20 protein-coding genes and 1 other annotated feature are annotated in these 23,621 nt (G+C 48.3%); all 20 genes read right to left on the reverse strand.

The window, feature by feature from the left end; genetic code table 11:
• Positions 1-54 precede the first annotated feature (54 nt).
• The gene (gene mreD, locus HF638_RS12120; protein WP_062837799.1) at positions 55-588 is read right to left on the reverse strand and encodes a rod shape-determining protein MreD; all 534 of its coding nucleotides are present in this window, start codon (positions 586-588) and stop codon (positions 55-57) included.
• Positions 588-1,460 (reverse strand): rod shape-determining protein MreC, encoded by an 873-nt coding sequence (gene mreC / locus HF638_RS12125; protein ID WP_169480447.1) that lies wholly within the window; start codon positions 1,458-1,460, stop codon positions 588-590. The genes mreD and mreC overlap by 1 nt, the downstream gene beginning before the upstream one ends.
• 186 nt (positions 1,461-1,646) lie before the next feature.
• On the reverse strand, positions 1,647-2,681 hold the full coding sequence (locus tag HF638_RS12130; RefSeq protein ID WP_063568116.1) for a rod shape-determining protein: 1,035 nt from the start codon (positions 2,679-2,681) through the stop codon (positions 1,647-1,649).
• A 183-nt stretch (positions 2,682-2,864) separates the two neighbouring features.
• Complete coding sequence (gene radC / locus HF638_RS12135; RefSeq protein ID WP_169480448.1) at positions 2,865-3,554, reverse strand: RadC family protein; 690 nt, start codon at positions 3,552-3,554, stop codon at positions 2,865-2,867.
• A gap of 40 nt (positions 3,555-3,594) precedes the next feature.
• A complete protein-coding gene (locus HF638_RS12140; protein WP_169480687.1) occupies positions 3,595-4,206 on the reverse strand; it encodes a Maf family protein in 612 nt (203 codons plus the stop codon).
• A gap of 93 nt (positions 4,207-4,299) precedes the next feature.
• A complete protein-coding gene (locus tag HF638_RS12145) occupies positions 4,300-4,542 on the reverse strand; it encodes a DUF4321 domain-containing protein (protein ID WP_169480449.1) in 243 nt (80 codons plus the stop codon).
• A gap of 145 nt (positions 4,543-4,687) precedes the next feature.
• A complete protein-coding gene (locus HF638_RS28890) occupies positions 4,688-5,911 on the reverse strand; it encodes an SPOR domain-containing protein (protein WP_169480450.1) in 1,224 nt (407 codons plus the stop codon).
• Between the two features lie 120 nt (positions 5,912-6,031).
• Positions 6,032-7,351 (reverse strand): UDP-N-acetylmuramate--L-alanine ligase, encoded by a 1,320-nt coding sequence (gene murC / locus HF638_RS12155; RefSeq protein WP_047841184.1) that lies wholly within the window; start codon positions 7,349-7,351, stop codon positions 6,032-6,034.
• Positions 7,352-7,407: 56 nt separating this feature from the next.
• Positions 7,408-8,784: a bifunctional folylpolyglutamate synthase/dihydrofolate synthase gene (locus tag HF638_RS12160; protein WP_169480451.1), complete on the reverse strand. Its 1,377-nt coding sequence runs from the start codon at positions 8,782-8,784 to the stop codon at positions 7,408-7,410.
• A 78-nt stretch (positions 8,785-8,862) separates the two neighbouring features.
• Positions 8,863-11,529 carry a valine--tRNA ligase gene (locus tag HF638_RS12165; RefSeq protein ID WP_169480452.1) on the reverse strand — a complete coding sequence of 889 codons (2,667 nt, stop codon included), beginning with the start codon at positions 11,527-11,529 and terminating at the stop codon, positions 8,863-8,865.
• Positions 11,530-11,589: 60 nt separating this feature from the next.
• Positions 11,590-11,871, reverse strand: a binding site (T-box leader).
• A gap of 155 nt (positions 11,872-12,026) precedes the next feature.
• A complete protein-coding gene (locus HF638_RS12170; RefSeq protein ID WP_169480453.1) occupies positions 12,027-13,568 on the reverse strand; it encodes a LysM peptidoglycan-binding domain-containing protein in 1,542 nt (513 codons plus the stop codon).
• Between the two features lie 365 nt (positions 13,569-13,933).
• Positions 13,934-14,839, reverse strand: coding sequence for an RluA family pseudouridine synthase (locus HF638_RS12175; protein WP_169480454.1), 906 nt, complete (start codon positions 14,837-14,839; stop codon positions 13,934-13,936).
• Positions 14,836-16,140: a glutamate-1-semialdehyde 2,1-aminomutase gene (gene hemL / locus HF638_RS12180; protein WP_169480455.1), complete on the reverse strand. Its 1,305-nt coding sequence runs from the start codon at positions 16,138-16,140 to the stop codon at positions 14,836-14,838. Before hemL ends, HF638_RS12175 begins: the two co-directional genes overlap by 4 nt.
• 21 nt (positions 16,141-16,161) lie before the next feature.
• On the reverse strand, positions 16,162-17,163 hold the full coding sequence (gene hemB / locus HF638_RS12185) for a porphobilinogen synthase (protein ID WP_169480456.1): 1,002 nt from the start codon (positions 17,161-17,163) through the stop codon (positions 16,162-16,164).
• A gap of 102 nt (positions 17,164-17,265) precedes the next feature.
• Entirely contained in the window at positions 17,266-18,828 is a 1,563-nt protein-coding gene (gene cobA, locus HF638_RS12190) for a uroporphyrinogen-III C-methyltransferase (protein WP_169480457.1), read from the reverse strand.
• A 4-nt stretch (positions 18,829-18,832) separates the two neighbouring features.
• Positions 18,833-19,789 (reverse strand): hydroxymethylbilane synthase, encoded by a 957-nt coding sequence (hemC, locus tag HF638_RS12195; RefSeq protein ID WP_169480458.1) that lies wholly within the window; start codon positions 19,787-19,789, stop codon positions 18,833-18,835.
• Between the two features lie 2 nt (positions 19,790-19,791).
• A complete protein-coding gene (locus HF638_RS12200) occupies positions 19,792-20,442 on the reverse strand; it encodes a precorrin-2 dehydrogenase/sirohydrochlorin ferrochelatase family protein (protein ID WP_169480459.1) in 651 nt (216 codons plus the stop codon).
• 5 nt (positions 20,443-20,447) lie between these two features.
• Entirely contained in the window at positions 20,448-21,275 is an 828-nt protein-coding gene (locus HF638_RS12205; protein ID WP_445255349.1) for a cytochrome c biogenesis protein CcsA, read from the reverse strand.
• Between the two features lie 14 nt (positions 21,276-21,289).
• A complete protein-coding gene (gene hemA, locus HF638_RS12210; protein WP_169480460.1) occupies positions 21,290-22,675 on the reverse strand; it encodes a glutamyl-tRNA reductase in 1,386 nt (461 codons plus the stop codon).
• A gap of 281 nt (positions 22,676-22,956) precedes the next feature.
• Entirely contained in the window at positions 22,957-23,616 is a 660-nt protein-coding gene (gene yihA / locus HF638_RS12215; RefSeq protein WP_169480461.1) for a ribosome biogenesis GTP-binding protein YihA/YsxC, read from the reverse strand.
• Between the last annotated feature and the right edge of the window lie 5 nt (positions 23,617-23,621).

Consider the following 23,621-nt stretch of genomic DNA (forward strand, 5'->3'; position numbering starts at 1 on the left):
ATTACATTTCGTGCCCGGGGCCCCAAGTTCCTGCTTTGCGCTCCATAAATGTATTTAAGAAGCTTCTTCTGTCTTGCTCCGTCTCTTGCCGATCCGCTCCAGTTGTTTCCGAAGCGGGACGTAAATGATCAAGGCAAACACAAAATGAACGAACAAATTAGGAATCATGTATTCAAGCAACGCCCAGTCAAAGGTCACGTGGTTAAGTTGGAAGAGCTTGTACAGGAAGAATAGCATGGTGTCATTAAGCAGACTTCCCAAAATGACAACTGATACCATAACCGGCAGTGGTGCTCGCGGTGCTTGAAAAATGAGTCCCATCATGTATGCCGATAATCCCATAGAGAATCCGTAAGGTCCAATCATCTCGCCGTAGAATACGACGTCATGCAATAGTCCAAAAAATATACCGAGTACTAGTGCCGTGTGCCGGTGATGATATACAGCGATAAACAAAATTACGATATAAACCAGATTGGCAGAAATACGCATCTGCCAGCCAGAAGGAATGAGCAGCGGCAAAATCGTGCCTTCCGCAATGAACAAAACGAATAGCAACAGGAACAAGACTTGCTTGCGCGTCACCATTATTCTTTTACCTCAGGCGGGATAATGACAATCAGCTCTTTCCAGTCAAGGAAGCTAGCGTATGGCTCAATTGTAGCTGTTTGCGTTAAACCATATTCACTTTTCTCGACACTCTTCACTTCACCAATCCGCATATACTTCGGAAAATTATTGATGATTCCGGAGGAGATGATCTCATCGCCCTCTTGGATGTCAGAATCCTCTGAAATCTTGGTCATCTTGAGCATGCCTGTCTTCGGATCATAACTCTCAATCATACCAAACACTTTTTCCTTACCTACTGCCGTTGCTGCAATGGCATTGGATGTTGGATCATTGGCGTCCATGGACGTTAACAGATTAACCGTTGATGTATATGAGCTGACATGACTGATCACGCCGACCAGCCCTTCCTGCGAGGTAACGGCCATCCCCGGCTTTATTCCCGCATTTTCACCGATATCAATGTTAATGGTTCTGCTGTTTGGATCCGAATTCGCACTGATAACTTGAGCAATTCGTGAACCGTAATTATACCGATTCTTCTGTTCCTCTGTGAAATTGAGCGCTTTCTGAAGTTGCTCATTCACTTGCTCCATATCATTATACTTCAGCCGATCTCGGGTATAGTGCCCCATAGCGATGCGAAGCTCTTCATTCTCTTCATATACCGTACGCATGTTCGCCACATCTTTGAAAAAGCCCGCTACATAAGAAGCGGGCTTGTAAAATACGTATTGTACAAATCCAACTGAATCCTTCAGGAATTTCTCCGGCCAGGATAGAGTGGTTCGCGGACTGAGCGTAAAGCCCATTAACGCGATAAATGTAACAAGGCCCACCAGCAAAACAAAAAGTCTTTTGTTGCCTAGCAGTTTAAACAGTTCGAACACCCTCTAACATCCATTATTCTCTTCCGAGCCATGCCCGGCGGGGAGACTGTCAGACTTGTAGTCCCTGCGAGAATATCAGCTGATCCTCCCCTGTTAAGCGGGTAATAGCTCATCCCCGGGGTTAACCGGGTACTCTATAACGATACCTTGCCACTTAGTCGCAATGCCAAGTTAGGCAAATACCAATTAACGTTTGGAACGAACTGCCGAACTGCTTCTGCTTTTGAACAAATGAATATTCTCTAGCGCTTTACCTGTTCCGATCGCTACACAATCCAGCGGGTTCTCAGCCACAATGACAGGCATTCCTGTCTCACCAGCCAGAAGCTTGTCCAGGTTGCGTAGAAGCGCCCCACCACCTGTAAGAACGATACCGCGGTCCATGATATCAGCCGCAAGTTCAGGCGGGCATTTTTCCAGTGTTACTTTTACCGCTTCAACAATCGCATTCACCGTATCAGCCAACGCTTCGCTGATCTCGTCCGAAGTAATCGTAATCGTCTTCGGCAGACCTGTAACGAGGTCACGTCCACGAATTTCCATCGTTTCTACTTGCTCTAGTGGCATTGCTGATCCGATATCCATCTTCAATTGCTCTGATGTACGCTCACCGATCATCAGATTGTATTGGCGTTTGATGTACTGGATAACGGATTCATCCATCTCGTCACCCGCTACACGAACCGAACGGCTCGTAACAATACCGCCAAGTGAGATGACAGCCACTTCTGTTGTACCACCACCAATATCAACAACCATACTACCCGTTGGTTCCCATACAGGCAGATCTGCACCAATGGCAGCTGCAAAAGGCTCTTCAATCGTGTAGGCTTCACGTGCTCCAGCCTGTTTGGTTGCATCTTCAACCGCGCGTTGTTCTACTGCCGTGATCCCGGATGGTACACATACCATCACGTTCGGATGACGCTGGAACATGGAGCGTTGTTTCTGAGCCTCACGAATGAAATATTTGATCATCGTTGCCGTTGTATCAAAATCGGCAATAACGCCATCTTTCATTGGACGAATGGCACGGATGTTACCTGGTGTACGTCCAATCATTTTTTTGGCGGCTTCACCCACTGCCTCGATAGTTTTTGTATCTGTCCGTATAGCGACAACCGAAGGTTCGCGCACCACAATTCCTTTTCCTCGTACATAAACCAACGTATTTGCTGTCCCCAAGTCAATACCCAAATCTTTCGTAAAACCACCAAACATAACATAATCTCCTTTTCTGCCTCATATAGCCGCCCTATTCTGATCCAGAGCGTAACAATTTCATTCCCACGCAACCCGTGGAGCTAATATTCGCATTTGTTTTTTTGCATTTGTAAAGTGAACCTATCTTTTACGGACAACGCCGTTAACATTCATAGGAAAACATCAACGCCAACCATTATATTATACTAAGCCCTTCTCCTTCAAACTTACGTACGTTCCATCTCCGATAATAATATGATCAAGCACGTCAATGCCAACAATAGCACCTGCTTCAATCAATCGCTTGGTTATTTGGATATCCTCCGGACTCGGCGTAGGATCACCACTGGGATGGTTGTGTGCGCACACAATTGATGCGCTGCTGCATTTGATGGCAGCCCTGAACACTTCACGCGGATGTACAATCGAAGCGTTAAGGCTACCCATGGAGAGTGTTTCCTGGGCAATAATATGATTTTTGCTATTTAGAAAGAGACACACAAAATGCTCTTTCTGCAAGTAACGCATTTGTTCCATTAGGATATCGGCTGCATCACGCGGTGTACGAATTGAAGTCGACTGTATGAGTCTGCTCTTGGCAATTCGATGCCCCAGCTCAATGCCGGCTTTCAATTGCACAGCCTTGGCATTACCGATCCCCTTCATTGCAGTCAATTCTTCCAGACTCAGATCCACCAACGAGCGAATGCCACCCGCTTCGGCCAGAATCCGCTGTGCCATATGCACCGCGGATTCCTGTCTTGTGCCTGTTCGAAGTAAAATCGCCAGCAATTCAGCATGGCTTAAGGCGCCCGCCCCGTATTCCATCATGCGTTCTCTCGGGCGTTCTTCCTGGGGGATGTCGCGCATCATATATTGAGGCGACTCCATATGTTCCCTCTTTTCAGTTCAAAACGTCAATTGGCTTCATTCATGTTCGCGGCAACACATGGACGCCAAACCCATCCAACATATCACTCAGCAAGGATAAGGGCAGGCCAACCACATTAAAATAACATCCTTCAATACGGTCGATCAGTGAAGCGCCAATGCCCTGAATCGCATAAGATCCTGCCTTATCCGAAGGCTCTCCTGTCTGCACATAGGCACGGATGGTCGCATCCGACAGTTCTTTCATCGTTACATCGGTCTGGCGATAATGAACTACAGACTGTCCATTGCCTGCATCAATACAAGCGACGCCGGTAAACACCCGATGTTCACGTCCCTGTAACCGGGATAACATACGTTCAGCATCCGCTTCGTCTACGGGTTTGCCTAGAATCTCACCATCCAGAACAACAACGGTGTCACTACCCACAATGATGGCTTCCTGCTCACGGCCTTCAAGCCCGCGATACACGGCAAGCGCCTTGCGCAAAGCAAGCTCCTGTACCGTCTGTTCAGGTGTCCACTCTGGTGGTGTATCTTCATCGGCATGACTTGGTATTACATCAAACGCTAAGTGGAGTGATGCGATCAGTTCTTTGCGCCGAGGCGATGTGGAAGCCAGAATAATAGGGCGCTGCTGAGTGTTATTCATCATGAACGGCTCCTTATGCTACGGCAACATCCTGTCCTTATCACGATAATAGATGTCACTGGTTTATTTTTTTCGTCATAACTCGTCATTCTCCTACAGTCTGCGATACAGCCACACAGCGGCAATAATACCGATCAGACTCAGGAGGCTCATTTGAAATTGAAGTGAAATATCATAACTGATAATATCCAGATCAGCCTGTGGCGACCAACGTATGGTCGTGGCTTTCGTAAGAAAGGCTACTGCCTTTACAGGCTGCAGTGCCTTGGCGATCCACGCTCCGGCTATCCAGCCGAGCAGTAGAAACAGCAATAACATGCCGAAGTTTTTTTTCATCGGTAATCTTCCCTCGCCATTTTTTGACACCCACATTATTATACGGGGTTTTGTACGTCAATACAAACACAAATCCGGCAAGGGGAACTATTTCCAGTTCCTTGCCGGATAGGTATTTCCAAGCGTTGTTATGGGAAAGAGCATGTTACTGCTTAATCGCTTCTAGCCATTTTTTCTGCTGCAGTACATATTCCATCAGATCAGATTGTACGGACCACATATGCACATCATCCGGGTTTTTGTTATACTCCGCAATAGCCGTAATTGCACTGTTCATCGATTTCTCCATTCCGCCAATAATAGGTTGTACCTCTGCGGTCAGGCCGGGTGAAAGACTATTCAAACCGGTCAACCATGACTGGTGCTTATTCTGGATCGCGGTCATCGCTTCTGCGGAGACTGCTGCCGGAGCAGACTGTCCCAGCTGCTGTATGGACAAGGTAGACAATTGTTCGACCAATGCAGAACTGTTCGTGAAGAAAAGCTGCACATCCTCTTGTTTGCCTCCGAATATAGCTGGATTGATCTCAGGGTTCACGATCTCTTTGACGTACAGTTCGACTCCCTGAGCTTTAAGCCTGGAGCTTAGCAGCTTGGCCTCTTCACGATCAGCCGAAATGCCTGCATATACCCGATTGCCATCTTCAGGATCAGAACCTGCGGCTATACCTGCCTGTGCCAGCTCAAGCTTGGCCTGCTCCGCTCGTTCGGGGGAACTGAACACACCGTATTGAAGTGCATAATACGTGCTGCCAGTTGCAGCTGTCTGGAGCTGCTGCTCTGTGCCTGCAACCCCCTCCTGACCTGTCACGGTGGAAACAGCCTGATTGACGGGAAGAAGCTCGCCTGGCTTCGCAGCTCCTTCTTTATTGAAAAATGAGAGAATAACCATGCCAAAGAGTGCTCCTGTAACGAGTGCCCCAGTAACTGAACCAATCATTTTCCAGCCCCTTGGGGGGCGATTGCGCTTATAGGAATAGTTCTCCGAATCTGCAAGCCAGTCATGGCCTTGATCATCATGCGTATTGGACAGATCGCGACGTTCTTCCTCCGGATCATCTGTGTGATGCTGATAACCATGACCAGATCGGTTCCCAAGATAGTGGACTTCATCGAAGCTCGAATCATGGCTCACCCGCTCGTCAGGTTCAGGTACAGTAGAGCTTGTCAGCACCGTCTCTCCCCAGTCTCCAGGGATATCCTCTGGCGTCCAAGACGGGGTTGTATCCATCCGCTTAGGCGTTAGCGGTTGATTGTACGGCAAATCTTCACTCAACGTCACCAATGGACTGGACGCGGATATCCCCTTGTTTTCAGGCTTGTCCGACTCATGATCCCCGAAGCGAAACGTCATTCTAGCATTGCTCACCCGTACCCTCTCCTTTGTCCCATTTATATCAGCTATATGCAGAGAGGGGAGAATACATTCCATGTAACGCAAAAAAAACGCCTGCTTCTTATATCGAAGACAGGCGGTTTCTCAATTGATTTATTTCAAACCTTTGGCAAGTGTATCGCCGACTTTCCAGATATCACCTGCGCCCATAGTAATCACAAGGTCTCCTGGCTGCAGACGATGCTGCAAATCAGCCACAACTTCCTCTTTCGTTGGGAGGTAACGTGCAGAAGCATTACTGTTTTGAACGATCAGTTCAACCAGTCTGGCTGAGGTTACCCCTTCGATCTGTTTTTCGCCCGCAGGAGAATAGATATCGGTAATAAGCACTTCATCCGCTTCCGCAAAAGCACGACTGAACGCATCCAACAGGAAGAACGTCCGCGTATAACGCTGTGGCTGGAATACAGCAATAATGCGTTTGCCCGTTGCTTTGGCCGCACTAATGGTAGCTTCAATCTCAGTCGGGTGATGAGCATAATCATCGATGATCAGCATATCACGCGCCTCGCCCAATACCTGGAATCTGCGTTTGGCTCCGTGGAACTGGATGATCGCTGCCACGATCTTCTCAAATGGAATGCCTGCTTCCAAACAGGTAATTACAGTAGCCATCGCATTATATACGTTATGCTTACCTGGCACCGATAACTCCACCGTGCCCATAGCAGCACCCTGATGATTCATCGTAAAGGAGATCCGGCGATCGCCCAGTACGATATCTGTTGCCGTATAATCCGCTGCACGATCAATACCATACGTTGTAATCCGTGACTTGAGTTCTGGCAAAATCGCTTGAACATTCTCATCGTCAGAACATACAATCGCTGTTCCTTCTGGACGAATCTGACTCAGGAACTGCACATAAGCCCTTTTGAGCTCCTCAAAATCACTATTGTAATTCTCCAGATGATCTGCCTCAATATTGGTTACAATACCGAGCCATGGATGGTACTGCAAAAACGAACCATCGCTCTCGTCCGCTTCAGCGACTACCCAGTCGCCTTGACCGGCTTTCGCGTTGGTACCCACATTCATGATTTCTCCGCCAATAATGTATGTCGGGTCTGTATCACATTTATCCATAACAAGTGCAATCATGGATGAAGTGGTTGTTTTACCATGAGCCCCAGCTACAGCCACACCTTTACGTTCGTTCAACAAACGTGCAAGCATCTGCGAACGATGCAGAATCGGAATGTTCAGCTCTGCAGCTGCTACCCGTTCCACATTATCCGCAGGCGCTGCCGTAGAGTAAACAACCAGGTCTGCTCCAGTGACGTGCTCTGCCGTATGTCCGATATATATTTTCGCTCCCTTGGCTGCCAACTTCTCGGTCAACTCTTGTGAAGCGACATCCGATCCGGTAACGGTGTATCCCATTTCCAGCATAACTCTTGCGATGGCACTCATGCCATATCCGCCAATACCTATAAAATGAACGTGTTCCGATGTATTTAACAAAACTTTCACCAACCTTTTTCAGAATCGGTTTGATGCAAAAGGGCTGCCCGCACATCCGCAATCAGGTACAGTGTGCCGGAGACCACCCCCAGATCTTCCGCTTCCGTCCGTGACTTCAATAGATCAAGTGCCTTTGCCCATTCGGGCTCGACGATGATTTCCAGCTCCTGCTTCGCAATGGCGGGACGTACCCGTTCGACAATTTGCAGCAATTCGGCTGCATCCATTTTGCGTCGGAAATCTGGCTCGGTCAGGATCAGCGTATCCACTAGTGGCAGTATATGCTGCAAATACGCTTCGTGATGCTTATTCGCCAACATACCCATCATCAAAATTAACTTGTTGTAAGGATATACTTCTCTAATGCTCTTGGCCAGCGACTCAGCACCCTCCGGATTATGTGCTCCATCGAGCACAATTCGGGGTTCATCGACGACTTTTTCGAATCTCCCTGCCCAGAAGGCATTCTCCAGTCCAAGTGCAATATCGTTGTCATCCAGCATAAACGCCATGTATTGTCTGAGCAATTCAAGCACCATCAGTGCGGCCGCTGCATTGTCACATTGGTGTGAGCCCTGCATGCGGATGCGAACGTCCAGGTCACGAAACGGTCCTGAAAAATGAAAAGATTGTCCGCTCTCATTGCTCTCCAGTCTATGATAAGAGAAACGATCTCCTGCCAAATACACGGTTGATTGAAGCTGCTGTGCTTTCTCCTGAATCACCTTCACAGCTTCGGGTTGAGTCGCGCAGGTCACCACGGGTACTCCCGGCTTGATAATCCCTGCCTTTTCGCCAGCAATCAGCTCAATCGTATCTCCAAGCACATCCGTGTGATCCATACCAATGTTGGTGATGACGGACACAACAGGTGCAACAATATTCGTTACGTCCATCCTTCCCCCTAGCCCCGTCTCCCATACCACAACGTCAGGGTAGCACTCTTCTGCATAATACAGAAGCGCGAGAGCCGTAGACACCTCAAACATGGTTGGTGATCCAAGCGGAGTGGAGGCCATTTCGATGACCAGTGGACGTAACCGATTCGAGAGCTTAAGCAGAATCTCTTCGGGAATATCCTCACCATTGTATTGAAAACGGTTCGTAAACTTGGTGATATAAGGCGACGTAAAGGTGCCCACATCATATCCAGCTTGAAGAAGCACTGACGTCAAAAAAGCGCAAGTCGAACCTTTGCCGTTCGTTCCCGCGACGTGAATAAATTTGAGACGTTGGTGTGGATTGCCTAACATGGACATCAGACCCTCGATTCGTTCCAGTCCAGGTCGGATGCCAAAAGGAATAAGGCCATTGATCCAGTCCACGGCCTCGTCATACGTAAGTAAAGGAGCTGCTGCATCTGTCCCGTCTAATTCCGTCATCTGATTCACCTTCGGTCCCGAGTTTGATTGAAAAAAGCGGCCGGATGGGATACTAGCTCTCCATCCGACCCAGATATATTAACCTTTCAGTTCCTTGATTCGTGCAATCACTTTATCCCGTTTGTCGGAATAATCGGCTTGCTTGGCGCGCTCTTCCTCAATAACCTTGGCAGGAGCTTTGGCAACAAAGCCTTCATTCGCCAGCTTTTTCTCCACACGGAGTACTTCGCCCTCAAGGTTCTGCAACTCTTTCTCCAGGCGAGCCACTTCCTGTTCGATATCAATAAGACCTGCGAGCGGCAAGTATAGTTCTGCCCCCGTAATGATCGCAGTCATTGCCTTATCCGGTGAGCTTAGATCCAGCCCACTATCGAACTCGGACGTATTACAGAAACGTTTGATGTAATGGCTGTTACGCTGAATGATGCTGGACGTCTCAGCACTGTTAGCTTTGACCATCAACTCGATCTTTTTACTCATCGGCACGTTCACTTCTGCACGAATGTTCCGAACTGCACGGATGGTATCCATGAGCAGGTTCATCTCGGCAACAGCCTCTGGGTTCTCAAGAGCAGGATCGTATACCGGCCAAGATGCCAGCGTAATCGTCTCACCTTCATGCGGCAGATGCTGCCAGATCTCTTCGGAGATGTATGGCATGAACGGATGAATCAGGCGCATGGTCTGATCGAGCACATAAGCCAGCACGGATTGCGTTTTCTTCTTGGCAACCGGATCTTCTCCATAGAAGGACAGTTTCGCAAACTCAATGTACCAGTCACACAGGTCATCCCAGATAAAGTTATACAGTACACGGCCCGTTTCCCCAAATTCATACGCTTCGATTAGACGCGTAATATCGCGGGAAGTTTCGTTCAGACGGTGCAAAATCCAATAATCGGCTGTACCAAGCTCTCCGCTAATGTCACGTTCCTCATAGGTGAATCCTTCCAGATTCATCAATGCAAAGCGCGAAGCATTCCAGATCTTGTTGGCAAAGTTACGAGCCTGCTCCACCCGTTCCCAACGGAAACGCAGATCCTGACCTGGCGTGCTGCTGGTTGAGATCATGTAACGCATTGCATCTGCACCGTATTTCTCAATTACATCCAGCGGGTCTACACCGTTACCCAGTGATTTGGACATTTTGCGTCCATCTGCGTCACGAACAAGACCATGCATCAGCACATCCTTGAACGGAATCTCATCGGTGAATTCCAATGCAGTGAAAATCATACGTGCAACCCAGAAATATATGATGTCATACCCTGTCACAAGTACACTTGTCGGATAATAACGTTGCAGATCTTCCGTATTTTCCGGCCAGCCCAATGTGGAGAACGGCCATAATCCGGAGCTGAACCAAGTATCGAGTACGTCTTCGTCCTGTCTCAGCTTGCGACCAGCATTCTCTGGCAGCGTCGTCGGATCTTCAGCAGATACGATGATTTCACCCGTTTCCTCATCATACCAGGCAGGAATACGATGTCCCCACCACAGTTGACGGGAAATACACCAGTCACGAACGTTCTCAATCCAGTTCAGATACGTTTTCTCAAAACGGTCTGGAACAAAATTAACCCCTTCGCCGCTCTGTTGCTTCTGAATCGCTCTCTCTGCAAGTGGTTTCATCTCAACAAACCACTGTGTAGACAGATACGGCTCAACAACTGCTCCGGTTCGTTCACTGTGTCCAACCTGATGCGTGTGATCCTCAATGTTGATCAATACGCCCTGTTCTTTCATGTCAGCAACAATCTGCTTGCGACAGTCACTGCGATCCAGTCCCTGATACTTGCCGGCCTCTGCATTCATTGTGCCGCTCTCATCCATTACCGTAATTTGAGGCAGATCATGACGAAGACCTACTTCAAAGTCATTTGGATCATGAGCAGGCGTGATTTTAACCGCACCACTTCCGAACTCTTTATCCACATAATCATCAGCGATAATTGGAATTTCACGTCCGATGATAGGCAGTACTAGTACTTTACCAATCATATCTGCATAGCGCTCATCCTTCGGATGAACAGCAACCGCGGTATCACCCAGCATCGTTTCAGGACGCGTCGTTGCCACGGTAACGTAGCCACTTCCATCTTTGAGCGGGTAACGCAGATGGTACAAGTGACCCTGAACCTCTTTATATTCAACCTCAATGTCGGACAGTGCTGTCCGGTTCACCGGGTCCCAGTTAATGATCCGTTTGCCTCGGTAAATAAGGCCTTTTTCATACAATTGAACAAATACTTTGCGAACCGCTTGGGAAAGACCTTCATCCAGCGTAAAACGTTCACGCGAGTAATCAAGCGACAGTCCCATTTTGCCCCATTGTTGACGAATGGTAGTGGCATACTGATCTTTCCAGTCCCATACCTTCTCCAGAAACTTCTCGCGTCCCAGATCATAACGAGTCAGACCTTCTTCACGCAATTTCTGCTCTACCTTGGTTTGGGTAGCAATACCTGCATGGTCGGAACCCGGAAGCCATAGCGCATCATAGCCCTGCATCCGTTTCGTACGGATTAGAATATCCTGTAATGTAAAATCGAGCGCATGCCCGATGTGCAGCATCCCGGTCACATTCGGGGGTGGGATAACAATCGTATACGGCTCGGCATCTTTGCGTTGACCGGCTTTGAAATATCCACGCTCCATCCAGGTGGAGTACCATTTATCTTCTGCCGCCTTTGGATCGTAAGTGGTCGGCATTTCTGTTGCAGCTGATTTTTTTTCCTCAGACATGTGTCATTCCTCCGTTACTTCATCATCTTCGCCAAAAAAACAAAAAAAACCTTTCATCCATCAAAGGACGAAAGGTTAGCTTTCGCGGTACCACCTTTGTTTCACGCCGACAGCAAGATAGACTTCACCCTCTGTACATGACGTGACACTTCAAGCAGATAACGGCTGCTACCGGCCCATCCTACCTCAGCAATAAATGACGATACATCTCATTCATCCCTTGTATTCAAACAGGCAACTCCCGGGCGACTTCGATCAGTTGGTTCCTGCGGAATCTCACAGCGTTGCAATTCCACTCTCTGAAAGGTCATACTGTCTACTACTCCCGTTCCACGTTGTTCATCAAAAAACCTACACACATCATACCTTGCTCGTGCGCGATAGTCAACCTGACAACAGCGGAAAAAGAGCGCTGGAATGCAGGTTTAGGACGAATCATGCAAAAACCCGCAATCCTCAAGGGGATCACGGGTCGTAACGAAGGCTTTAACTACGAATTAAGGGATGTACAATATCTGACCTTCTTCCACAACCTGTTCAGATAATCGGTTATACAACTGAAGTTCCCTCGTGCTCAATTGGTATCGATCTGCAATGGCATCCAGTGTATCTTCTCGCTGAACGATACATAGTTTCACCTTGCGGAATGGGGTCTGATCCACGATCGTTCCCAGGAACAGATTTTTCCATTCTACATCATCAGGTGGATACGTTTCTTCCTGTACTACACCAGCAGGAACCTCGTCACCTCGCTCCACTTCAGCATCGCGTGCCGCTCTGCCAGAGGATAACAAGGAAGAGATACCTACGCCCTCCTCTTGCCGTGGTGCAGATTCTTTTTTGCTGCCAAAAGCAACCTTCATCTCCGGCTTGTCTTCCGTCTCAGCTACAGGTTCAGGAACAAATGCTTCGTTCTGCACGAACTCGTCTACCCCAGTCGCTTCAAAAGCCGGCCGCTCTTCCTCGGCGTTGCCTGGTTCGGACGAAGCGAATACACCCTGCCAGTTCTCTGCCTGTGATTCAACCGGAACATCGGCAACTGCCTGATTCTCCTGCTGAGGAACAGATCGGGCTGATTCGAAGTGCCATACGTCCGGTGCGTCCGGTACATCTGGTGCTGCCAACTCATTAGATGATTGAGCAGTAGGCTCAGGGACTGCTTGATCTGAGCTTCTCGGGTTCGCAGGCAATGCATCCACGGAGGGCTCGGACCACGCAGAAGGCTCTTCCTCCAGAGGCAGCAATGGTTCCGACTCAGGGTAAGAAGCTAGCCGATCAGCGGTCTCGGCCATAAATGACGAGATAGGAGAAGGTTCGCTGTATTGCTCATGGGATGCCAATTCATCTCCATTCGCTGCCAGAGATGCAAGATCTTCGTTTGCATCAGGTTGTCTGTTTTCGTTAGCGTACTCCGCACTTTGCTCCTGGGACTGAAGTGGCTCGGCCGAAGACGCCTTCGCATATTCCTGCAGATCAGCGAATTCCGGGGCACCATATGCAAGTTCTGCTGCATTCGCAAGTCTCTCTTCCTCACTCCGCTGGAGCAGATACTCTTGTGCAAATGCATTGGGATCGCCGGCTGGCTGGTCTGCTTCATCGGAACGGTTGGATTGCTGAGGGTCAGGTGAGTGAACAACTGTAAACTCATCTGCCGACCATACTTGAGGCTCCTCAACAGGAAAACCCTCGATGCCTCGCAGTGACAACACGCCTGTAATGTTCAGACTACGGTTGGACAACAGATCCACGTCAAAATTTTCGATCTCGATGGAAATATCCTCAATCGATCTGACCCGGTTCAGCGGCACCGTGATCTCCACAGGAATGAAATGTTTGAGCTCCTCTGAAGCCTCATTTTCTCCTCTGTACGCACCTGTAAGTAAAAGATGCCCTCTTAACGTGGCATGATCATCCTGCCCTATGACTTGAATGCGCGGGTATAGTTCAATTTCCTCCAATTCCTCAATTGCAGGGACTCCCTCAGACAAATGAACGCGCTCATAAATATCGAACCGCAAACCATAAGGTTGATTCAACAAAGGTGGCGTCCTCCTTTCGGCATATGTTCACCATGATCCTTCTCATGGGACTGATCCATGGTCCAAATCCTTCGTTACCCCATCTATATGCCTTGAATGAGATGAGCATGCCACCTTTTGAAAAACCTTGCTATATATGTTCAACTCATGGTTATTTACACTGTCACTCCAATGACAGAACAACCTTCTGATCGCTGTTATCCCCAGATTTTTTTCATTCCTTTTTATAAAGGGAAAATCCGGGGATAGCTTATGCTTCCGAAGCAGCTTTCTTTCAGAAAGCTTTTAGGCGAACGCTTTTCTTCTTCGGTTGTTTCTGTCCTTTCCGTTTTCGTGTAAATAGTTAGTCGAACTTATATAGTGTATTAGTAAGCCCCCTCTAGCTCTGCCAATTGTGTGAAATCGGATGGCCAAGGGTCATTCACTTCAATCATGGCTCCAGTTAACGGGTGGCTAAACCTCAACACTTCTCCGTGAAGCGCCTGCCGCCCAATGACATCCGCTCTCCCACCATACAACTCGTCACCTATAAGCGGATGTCCTACATAACTCAGATGTACGCGAATTTGGTGTGTTCGTCCTGTATCCAGTTTCAATCGTACAAGGGTTGCTCGTTCCCACACTTCGCTGATCTCCACATGGGTAACCGCTTCCTGTCCACCTTCCGAGACACGTCTGCGCTGCTTGTGATGTCTATCCTTGCCAATCGGAGCATGAATTTTGTGAAGTTCAAGGGGGATTTGTCCACCTGCAATGGCTACATAATGGCGGTCAATCTCTTTGCGACGCATCGCTTCATCCAGTTTAGCGAGGGCAAACGCATTTTTGGCATACAGGACAGGTCCGGTTGTATCCTCATCCAGTCGATGAACATGGCGTACGCTCGCCTGAATTCCGTTCATTTCATAATAGGAGGCAACCGCGTGATCCAGCGTGATCGCCTGATCAGCACGGCTTCCATCTGGATGCAGTTTCATGCCTGCCGGTTTGTGCATAACCAGACAGAAATCATCCTCATACAGTACATCTACCTCAGCCCAGCGTGGCTCAACATCGATTGGCTGGGACGCAAAAAGGGCCAGCCGAAGCCGGTCCCCTGCGAGTTGTATTCCTCGGTTTGCTTTAAGCTGACGGAGCAGTTTCTCCGGAAACTGAAGCTCAGACAATAGCCACTGCTCTGCGGCCATCTGTTTGTCGGAACTACTTGTTACGGCTTTCCCTGGCATCAACTCAAGCCATTCCCCGCGGCGTTTCCAACTTTTGATGGTCATAGCGATTGAAGAGCCTTCCGATTCGCCTCGATCGTATCATCAATATCTTGCTCCGTGTGCACACCAGAGACAAACATACCTTCGTATTGCGAAGGCGCAACACTCACACCTTGATCAATCATGGCCGCGAAATAACGACGGAATTGATCCAGATTGCTTTCTTTGGCAATATCATAATTGGTTACGGGAACGGCACTGAAGAATGGACAAACCATGGAACCCACACGGTTAATGGTTATCGCGATACCCGTCTCCGCTGCATTTTTCTCAAAGCCTGCTTGCAGACGTGCGGACAGTGTCTCCAGACGGTCATAGACCTCTGGTGTTAACAATTTTAGCGTCGTATATCCTGCTGCCATAGCCAGCGGGTTCCCGCTCAGTGTACCTGCCTGATAGATTGGTCCTGTTGGAGCAATCTGTTCCATCAGATCCCGACGACCACCATAAGCACCAACCGGGAGTCCGCCACCGATAACTTTACCTAGACAAGTCAGGTCAGGCGTAACACCAAACCGTCCCTGAGCACAGTTCAACCCAACACGGAAACCGGTCATAACTTCGTCAAAAATGAGCAGGCTGCCATATTGCGTCGTCAAACTGCGCAAGCCTTCTAGAAAACCGGATGCCGGAGGTACAACCCCCATGTTGCCCGCCACAGGTTCCACAATAACAGCGGCCAGTTCTTCCCCATAACGTTCAAAAGCAAGTCTCACGGACTCCAGATCGTTATAAGGCACCGTAATGGTATTCACAGCTACGCCTTCAGGCACGCCCGGACTATCTGGCAGACCCAACGTTGCAACACCTGAACCCGCCTTGATTAGCAAGCTGTCCGCATGTCCATGATATGATCCTTCAAACTTCAGAATTTTACTGCGTCCGGTTACCCCGCGTGCCAGTCGAATGGCACTCATCGTTGCTTCTGTACCGGAATTCACCATCCGTACGATATCGATGGAAGGTACACGCTCACAGACCAGTTTGGCCATCTCGGTCTCCAACAAAGTAGGTGCACCAAAGCTTGTTCCTTTAAGAGCTGTTTCACGCAAAGCTTCTACAACATCAGGGTGTGCATGTCCCATGATGAGTGGACCCCACGATCCCACATAGTCAATAAAAACATTGCCATCAATATCGTAGATTTTGGACCCTTCGCCACGCTCTGCATAGATCGGGGTAAGTCCCACCGATTTGAATGCGCGTACAGGGCTGTTTACACCCCCGGGTATGTATTGCTTTGCTTCTTCAAATGCGCTGCGTGAGCGCTCATCATTACGACGATTACCTTGTTGTGCAGTCATGAGTATCCTCCTTAATCTAATTTATTTCTCAGCCAACCAGCGGGAGGCGTCTTTTCCGTAATACGTAATAATCATATCTGCACCTGCACGTTTCATGCTGAGCAGAATTTCCATCGCGACTTTCTTCTCATCGATCCAGCCTTGAATCGCCGCTGCCTTTACCATGGCATACTCGCCACTAACGTTATAAGCGACAAGTGGAAGATCAAATTGATCTTTGATGGTACGCATGACATCCAGATACGAAAGGGATGGTTTTACCATCAACATGTCCGCTCCCTCGAGCACATCCGTTTCGGCTTCACGCAAAGCTTCGCGTGCATTGGCCGGGTCCATCTGATACGACTTGCGATCCCCGAATTGTGGCGTTGAGTCTGCTGCCTCGCGGAATGGGCCATAGAATGCGGATGCATATTTTACGGAATAGGACATGATCGGAATGTGACTGAATCCATTCTCATCCAGCCCGGCACGGATCGCTTGTACAAATCCATCCATCATGTTGGATGGTGCAATAATATCCGCTCCTGCTTTGGCTTGGGACACCGCTGTTTGCACGAGCAGATCCAGTGATTCGTCATTCAACACATCTCCGCAGATGTGACCATCAATCTCCACGGTGTGTACCATACCGCAGTGACCATGATCCGTGAATTCACACAGACAAGTATCTGCAACAACCAACAGCTCTGGATACCAGGATTTGATCAATCTGGTCGCTTCCTGAACAATGCCATCTTCAGCAAAACCAGATGAACCCACACTGTCCTTGGTCTCCGGAATACCAAACAATAACACCGCTGGAATTCCAAGCTCGGCAATTTCCGTAACTTCCTCTTGAAGACGATCCAACGAGAAGCGGAACACGCCAGGCATCGATTTGATTTCGGATTTTACATTTTCTCCATACGTCACATAGATCGGTTGAATAAAATCATCTACGGTTAGATGGGTCTCTCTGACCATATTACGAATACCTGTGGATTGGCGTAAACGGCGATGCCGTGTAATAGGAAAACTCATATGTGTAAAACCTCCCTGAAAGTTAAATAGAGCAAAAAGGGAAGCGCGCTGGTATCCTGTCGAATTCAGCACGCTTCATATGTTGACATGATTACATGTGTATTAATTTCGAAGTGCGCCTTCTTTGGTGCCTGTCCGTTTCCAGTCGCATAGCACTGTGATCAAGCTATCCATCGTTGCTTCCTCTGCCATCAGTGTAACCTTTAGTCCAGCGGCCTCTGCCGTCTTCGCTGTAACAGGTCCGATACACGCAACCTCCACATCTTTCAATAAAGGCAGTGGATCTTGCAATCCCATACGTTTCAACATGTTCATGAAGTTGGTAACCGTCGATGAACTTGTAAAGGTCACCGCATGAATGCCGCCTTCTTCAAGCAGCTTGAGCAGTTCGTCATCATCCTCACCAGCGAGGATTGTATCATAGATGATAGCTTCGGTGACTTGAAGTCCTCGTTCTCTCAACTGGTCACGTAACCACGTACGTGCCAGATCGCCGTGCGGAAGCAGCACTTTCTGACCTTCCTTCAGCTCACTTTCAAAAGCCTCAAGCATGCCTTCGGCCTGGAAAGGACCTTTGACGACCTCAGCTACGATGCCATGTTTGCGTAAAGCATCTGCTGTAGAAGGTCCTACGGCAGCAATTCTCGCTTGATGAATCGAGCGAATGTCTTTGCCTTCCTGTTCCAGATGACGGAAGAAAAACTCAACGCCGTTCACACTTGTGAAAAACACCCAGTCATACGTATTTAAAGCACTTAAGGCGTCTTTGACACTTTGCTGCGCAGATTCACTGGACGGCATAACCGTCTCAATGACCGGAAACTCATACGGTTCCCCGCCAAGCTCCTCAATGCGATTCACGAGTTCACTCGCCTGACTGCGAGCACGAGTCACCAGAATTCGTTTGCCAAACAGCGGCAGCGCTTCAGCCCATTTCAACTGTTCCCGTTGATTCACGACATCCCCCACCACAATAACAGCAGGCGGTTGGAAATTGGCCGCAATCACTTTCGCTTCTATATCTTCAAGGGTACCTGTAATGGTATCCTGTTCCGCTCGTGTTCCCCAACGAATCAGAGCTACTGGTGTTTGCGCTGGACGACCATGACGAATCAATTGTTCGCTGATATATCCAATTTTGGCAACCCCCATCATAAATACAAGTGTGCCCGTTGCATTCGTCACTTTATCCCAATGGATGCTGCGATCAAGCTTGTCCGGACTCTCATGCCCCGTAATGATAGAGATAGAAGAAGCATAGTCACGGTGAGTCACAGGAATTCCGGCATACGCAGGTACACTTATTGCAGCTGTAACCCCAGGTACAATCTCAAACGGAACTCCGTTTTTGTGCAGCAAATCCGCCTCTTCGCCCACACGTCCAAAGATCGTCGGATCGCCACCCTTAAGCCGAACTACAACCTTACCTTCCAGAGCCAGATCAACCAACAGTTGATTGATCTCTTCCTGTTTCATCGTATGCCGATCGGGGCGCTTGCCCACATAAATCTTGACCGCACCGGGCTTCATTTGTTTTAACAACCTCGGACTTGCCAAACGATCATAGACTACAGCATCAGCTTTACCGATGGATTCCCATCCTTTTACCGTAATCAGCTTTGCATCGCCAGGACCTGCTCCTACCAAAAAGACCTTTCCCACCATGTCTTCATCCCCTAACTTCTGCCAGTATCTGCTCTGCTCCCCGTTCAATCAATCTCCAAGCCACTTCTTCTCCCAGACGAACCGGATCTTTCCCGGTCAGAGCTTCCTTGAGAATCAGTCCACCATCTGGCGTGCCAACCATACCTGTTAATTGTAACGTGTTTTCTCCATTCAGGGAATCCGCATCTTCCTGAGGCAGCCATACCGCATGAGCACCAATCGGAACCTGACAGCCCCCATTCAGTACACTGAGAAAACGGCGTTCCGCCTGTACAGGAAATGCTGTCTCCGGATCGTTATACAGCTGTAACAAGTGCAATAGTTCGTCATCGTCTTCACGACATTCGATACCAAGCGCACCCTGACCCACGGCCGGGAGACAAGCTGTTTCGGTCAAGTACTCGGTAATCCGGTCTTCCCAGCCCATTCGGTACAATCCTGCTGCAGCCAGAATAATCGCGTCGAGTCCTTCGGTCTCCAGCTTCCGCAGACGGGAATCGATATTGCCACGAAGCGATTCCAATTGTAAATCTGGGCGATAGGCCTTCAATTGACTGGATCGGCGCAAACTGCTTGTGCCGACTCTTGCCCCTTCTGGTAATTGATCGAGAGTAAGTCCCCCATTGGAAATCAGCGCGTCCCGTGGATCTGCACGTCGGGGAACAGCGCCATTGATTAATCCTTCGGGTAACTCGGAAGGCATATCCTTCATGCTGTGAACGGCCATATCAATGGTATGATCAAGCATCGCCTGTTCAATCTCTTTGACGAACAATCCTTTGCCTCCCACTTTTGACAACGTTACATCCAGAATGAGATCTCCCTTCGTAACAATCTTATGTACTTCAAAGTCAAAAGCTAATCCTTCCCGCTCACAAATGTCGCGTAAATCCTGAATGACATGGCCTGTCTGGGTTAGCGCAAGCGCGCTCTGTCTACTACCAACTTTAATTGTACGCATATCTACACTTCCTCCTGATTACGGGATATCCAGTCCCCGATTTCTTCTTCGGTCCACCACCGGAAATGGCCTGTACGAATATCTTCTAATATGTTCATTTCAGTTAATTGCCGAAGCAACGTGCTTCTAAGACTCGGAGAGGATACGCGTGACTTCACCTCAGTCCTCATCTGATGCAAAAACTCCAAGTACGTCTCATACTCATCACCGAACTGTTGTTCAAGTGTAGCACGTATCTCGGCAGCTGCTGCTGGCCCCGCTCCTGCTGTGGATATAGCTATGCTTAATCTCCCACGTCTGACCACGCTTGGCGTAATAAAGTTGCTGTGCTCGGAAGACATCGCGTCATTCACCAGTATGCCCGCGGCCTCAGCATCCCGAACCACACTTGAATTGACCTCTGAACGGTCAGTGGCTGCATATACGAGAAAGGCCCCCCGCAAATCTCCATTGCGGTAGGACCGGTCTATCCATTGAATTCGGGATTCATGATGCAGTTGTTTTAATGAGGGAGTAAGCTCCGGACTAATGACCGTAATTTGTGCCTCGGCATGCAGCAATCCCTTTATTTTACGCTCGGCAACACGTCCACCACCAACCACGCAGCACTTCTTGCCTGAAGTATTTACAAATATCGGCGTGTAACGGTCCATACCTTTCACTCTCCCGTCCAACGATGAAACGCTGAATACGCATTGGATAAAAAACTCATTATGACAAATCCGTATCCGATCAGTGTCCATCTTGCCATAATAATCGTAGAGAACTGTTTTCTTCTCTTGGATATGAAGTAACCCACATAGATGGCTATAGCAAGACCTGTCGCAATAACTTTGAGATCCAAGAGCAGTGTCCAGCGTGTTTCCGCTACAATGGACAATACCGCAAGCATCACAGAAACGCCCAGGAGCGGTGTACCTATGAAATTAGCACCATCCATGTATTTGCCGATCACTTCCAGGCTTGGCATTCGCCGCATCGTATCATTCCACTTTTTTTTCTTCAGCTTGTGGTGCAAAAACAGATATAACAAGGCAAATACCGTACCAACGGTTAACGCCGCAAAACCGAGATTCGCCAAGGTAATATGCATAATGAGTAATCCATGTACCGTTTGCCAATTGTGCAGTGATATCTCTCCAGCCGTGAACCACAGTCGGTTCAATACAGTAACGGAAAAACCAACAACATTCAGCAACAGAATCACAAATTCAGAACGCTGGATGCGAGTCATGGCGAGAGACATCAGCACAATGCTGAATGAAAATATAAACAAAAAATCAAAGGTCGTGTAGATGGGGAAATGACCTTCGGTCCACATGCGCAATATGACATGCGTGACCTGTAGCCCCCAAACCACAACAAGAAACCCTGTGCCTGTCCGCTTCGCCCCCGCATTGCGTCGAATGCAGTCCGAGAAATAGAACAGTAGGCTCAGGGCATACATATAGATTAGAGCTTCATAGACTTGTTCAGCAAGGGTCAAGCTGCCCACCCGCCTTATACGCCTGCCGGAGCATAAGCCGGCACGGGGTCTTGCCGGTTTTCGTTAAGGTGAGCGGCTGGTTTGCCCAGAGCCGTGGCATCACTCTGATTTACTTTTTCAGCAGCCGTCTCTACGGCATCTTCCAGAGCAAAAATCTGAGTAAACATGCGCAGAGCTTCATCACCTTGCTTCGTACCTGCCATTTCCTTGATCCGGTTAATCGGATCTGTCGTCATTTGATTCACTATACTCTTGGTCAAACGACGAATGACTTTACGTTGGTGTTCATCGAGCTCAGGCAGTTTATTGAACAGGCTATCCATTGTTTCTTCATGAATGGAGACACCTTTTTCCTGCAAAGCGCGAATGACGGGACGAACGCCCAACGTTTTGAGCCAATGGTAATAATCCTCCATCTCAAGCTCAATCATTCTCTCAATCTTGGCAGCTTCCACTTTACGCATCTCCAGATTGCTCTCCACGATTCCTTCCAGATCATCAATATCGTAGAGAAATACGTTGGATAATTCACCAATCGCCGGATCAATATCACGTGGAACCGCAATATCAATCAGGAACAATGGACGAGATTGACGACGCTTCATACTCTCCCGTACCACTGCTGCATCCATGACATAACGTTCAGCTCCAGTGGAACTAATCACAATGTCAACTTCATTCAGTCGCTCTAATGCCTGTTCCATCGTACAAGGTGTTCCCCGGAACTTGGCTGCCAATTCTTCGGCTCTTGCGAGCGTCCGATTCGCCACGATGACTTCGGATGCCCCGTTGGCATAGAGATGTTTCACGGTCAGTTCACTCATTTTTCCGGCCCCCAAAATGAGTACCTTCTTGTCTGTGAACATACCAAAGATCCGCTTGCCCAGCTCAACAGCAGCATAACTGACAGATACGGCGCTCTCCCCGATGGAAGTCTCCGAATGTGCCCGTTTGCCCAGCGTAACTGCCTGTTTGAACAGCATATTAAACCAGGTACCTGTTGATTTCTCTTCCTGAGCTTTAAGAAAAGCCTGTTTCACCTGTCCAAGAATCTGAGTCTCACCAATGACCATGGAGTCTAGTCCGCAGATCACACGGAACAGATGGCGCATGGCTTGATCATCTTCATATATATATAAGTGCTGCGTAAATTCTTCCCGTGGTACATTAAACCATTGTTCCATGAAAGTTCGAATAAAATAACCACACATGTGAAGACGGTCTACCACAACGTACAACTCGGTACGGTTACATGTGGCCACGATTACACCTTCCAATACACTCTTGGTCAGCTTGAGCTGCTGCAGCGCTTCAGACAAGTCCTTTTCTGCAAATGTGAATCGTTCCCTAACCTCTACAGGCGCCGTGCGATAATTCAAACCAACGACAACGATGTGCATTGCAAGTTCACCTGCCTAATAAATTTCCAATCAAAGTGCTTACTGCATATGTCTATCCATTTATGATTGACAAGGTTAATTATATCACACATCATAGCCGTCACCGGGTCATTTTTATGAAATGTTTATGAAATCACCATGTTCATCATCATATGCACTGTCATTTATTGTAGTGTCTCACCAAAGTTCACCGTTATGCGTTAAAAAATGCTTATCATGAATATTCATAACGATTGGATAATAAAACAAATAGCCATGGAATCATTCCATGACTATTACGGTTATCCGTTAATTTCGTTGGTTTCTTCCTCTTCAGGAGCACCCTCTACATCCAGTACTTCTGGTGCATACTTATCGATGCGGGCATGGCGGGTGATAATGTCCCATAACTCTTCTTTCCCCAATCCTTCTTCAGATGAAAAAGGTACAAACAGATCCCCTGAACGAAGACCCAGTGATTCCTTAATAACTTTGATATATTTGGCTCTGCGTGTTTTTGGAATCTTGTCCATCTTGGTTGCTACTACAACCAAAGGCAGTCCATTATGACGAAGCCATTCGTTCATCATCTTGTCCTCTTTGGATGGTTCATGTCTCATATCCACCATCTGCATGACCAGTTTCAATTCCTCGCGTCCCAACAAATATTTCTCCATCATTTTGCCCCAGGCAAAGCGCTGCTCTTTCGAAACTTTGGCATAACCATACCCAGGGAAATCGACGAAGTAGAGATCCTGATTAATTTTATAATAGTTCAGTTGCTGCGTCTTACCCGGTGTTGAGCTTGTCCGAGCCAGATTTTTACGATTGATCAAACGGTTGATCAGTGAAGATTTCCCGACATTGGAGCGTCCCGCCAAAGCAATCTCTGGCAGACCGTCCTCAGGGTATTGTTCAGGCCGAACGGCACTGATAATAAATTCAGATTGATTTACTTTCATATTGT

The organism is Paenibacillus sp. SZ31 (assembly GCF_012912005.1).
GTDB lineage: Bacteria > Bacillota > Bacilli > Paenibacillales > Paenibacillaceae > Paenibacillus.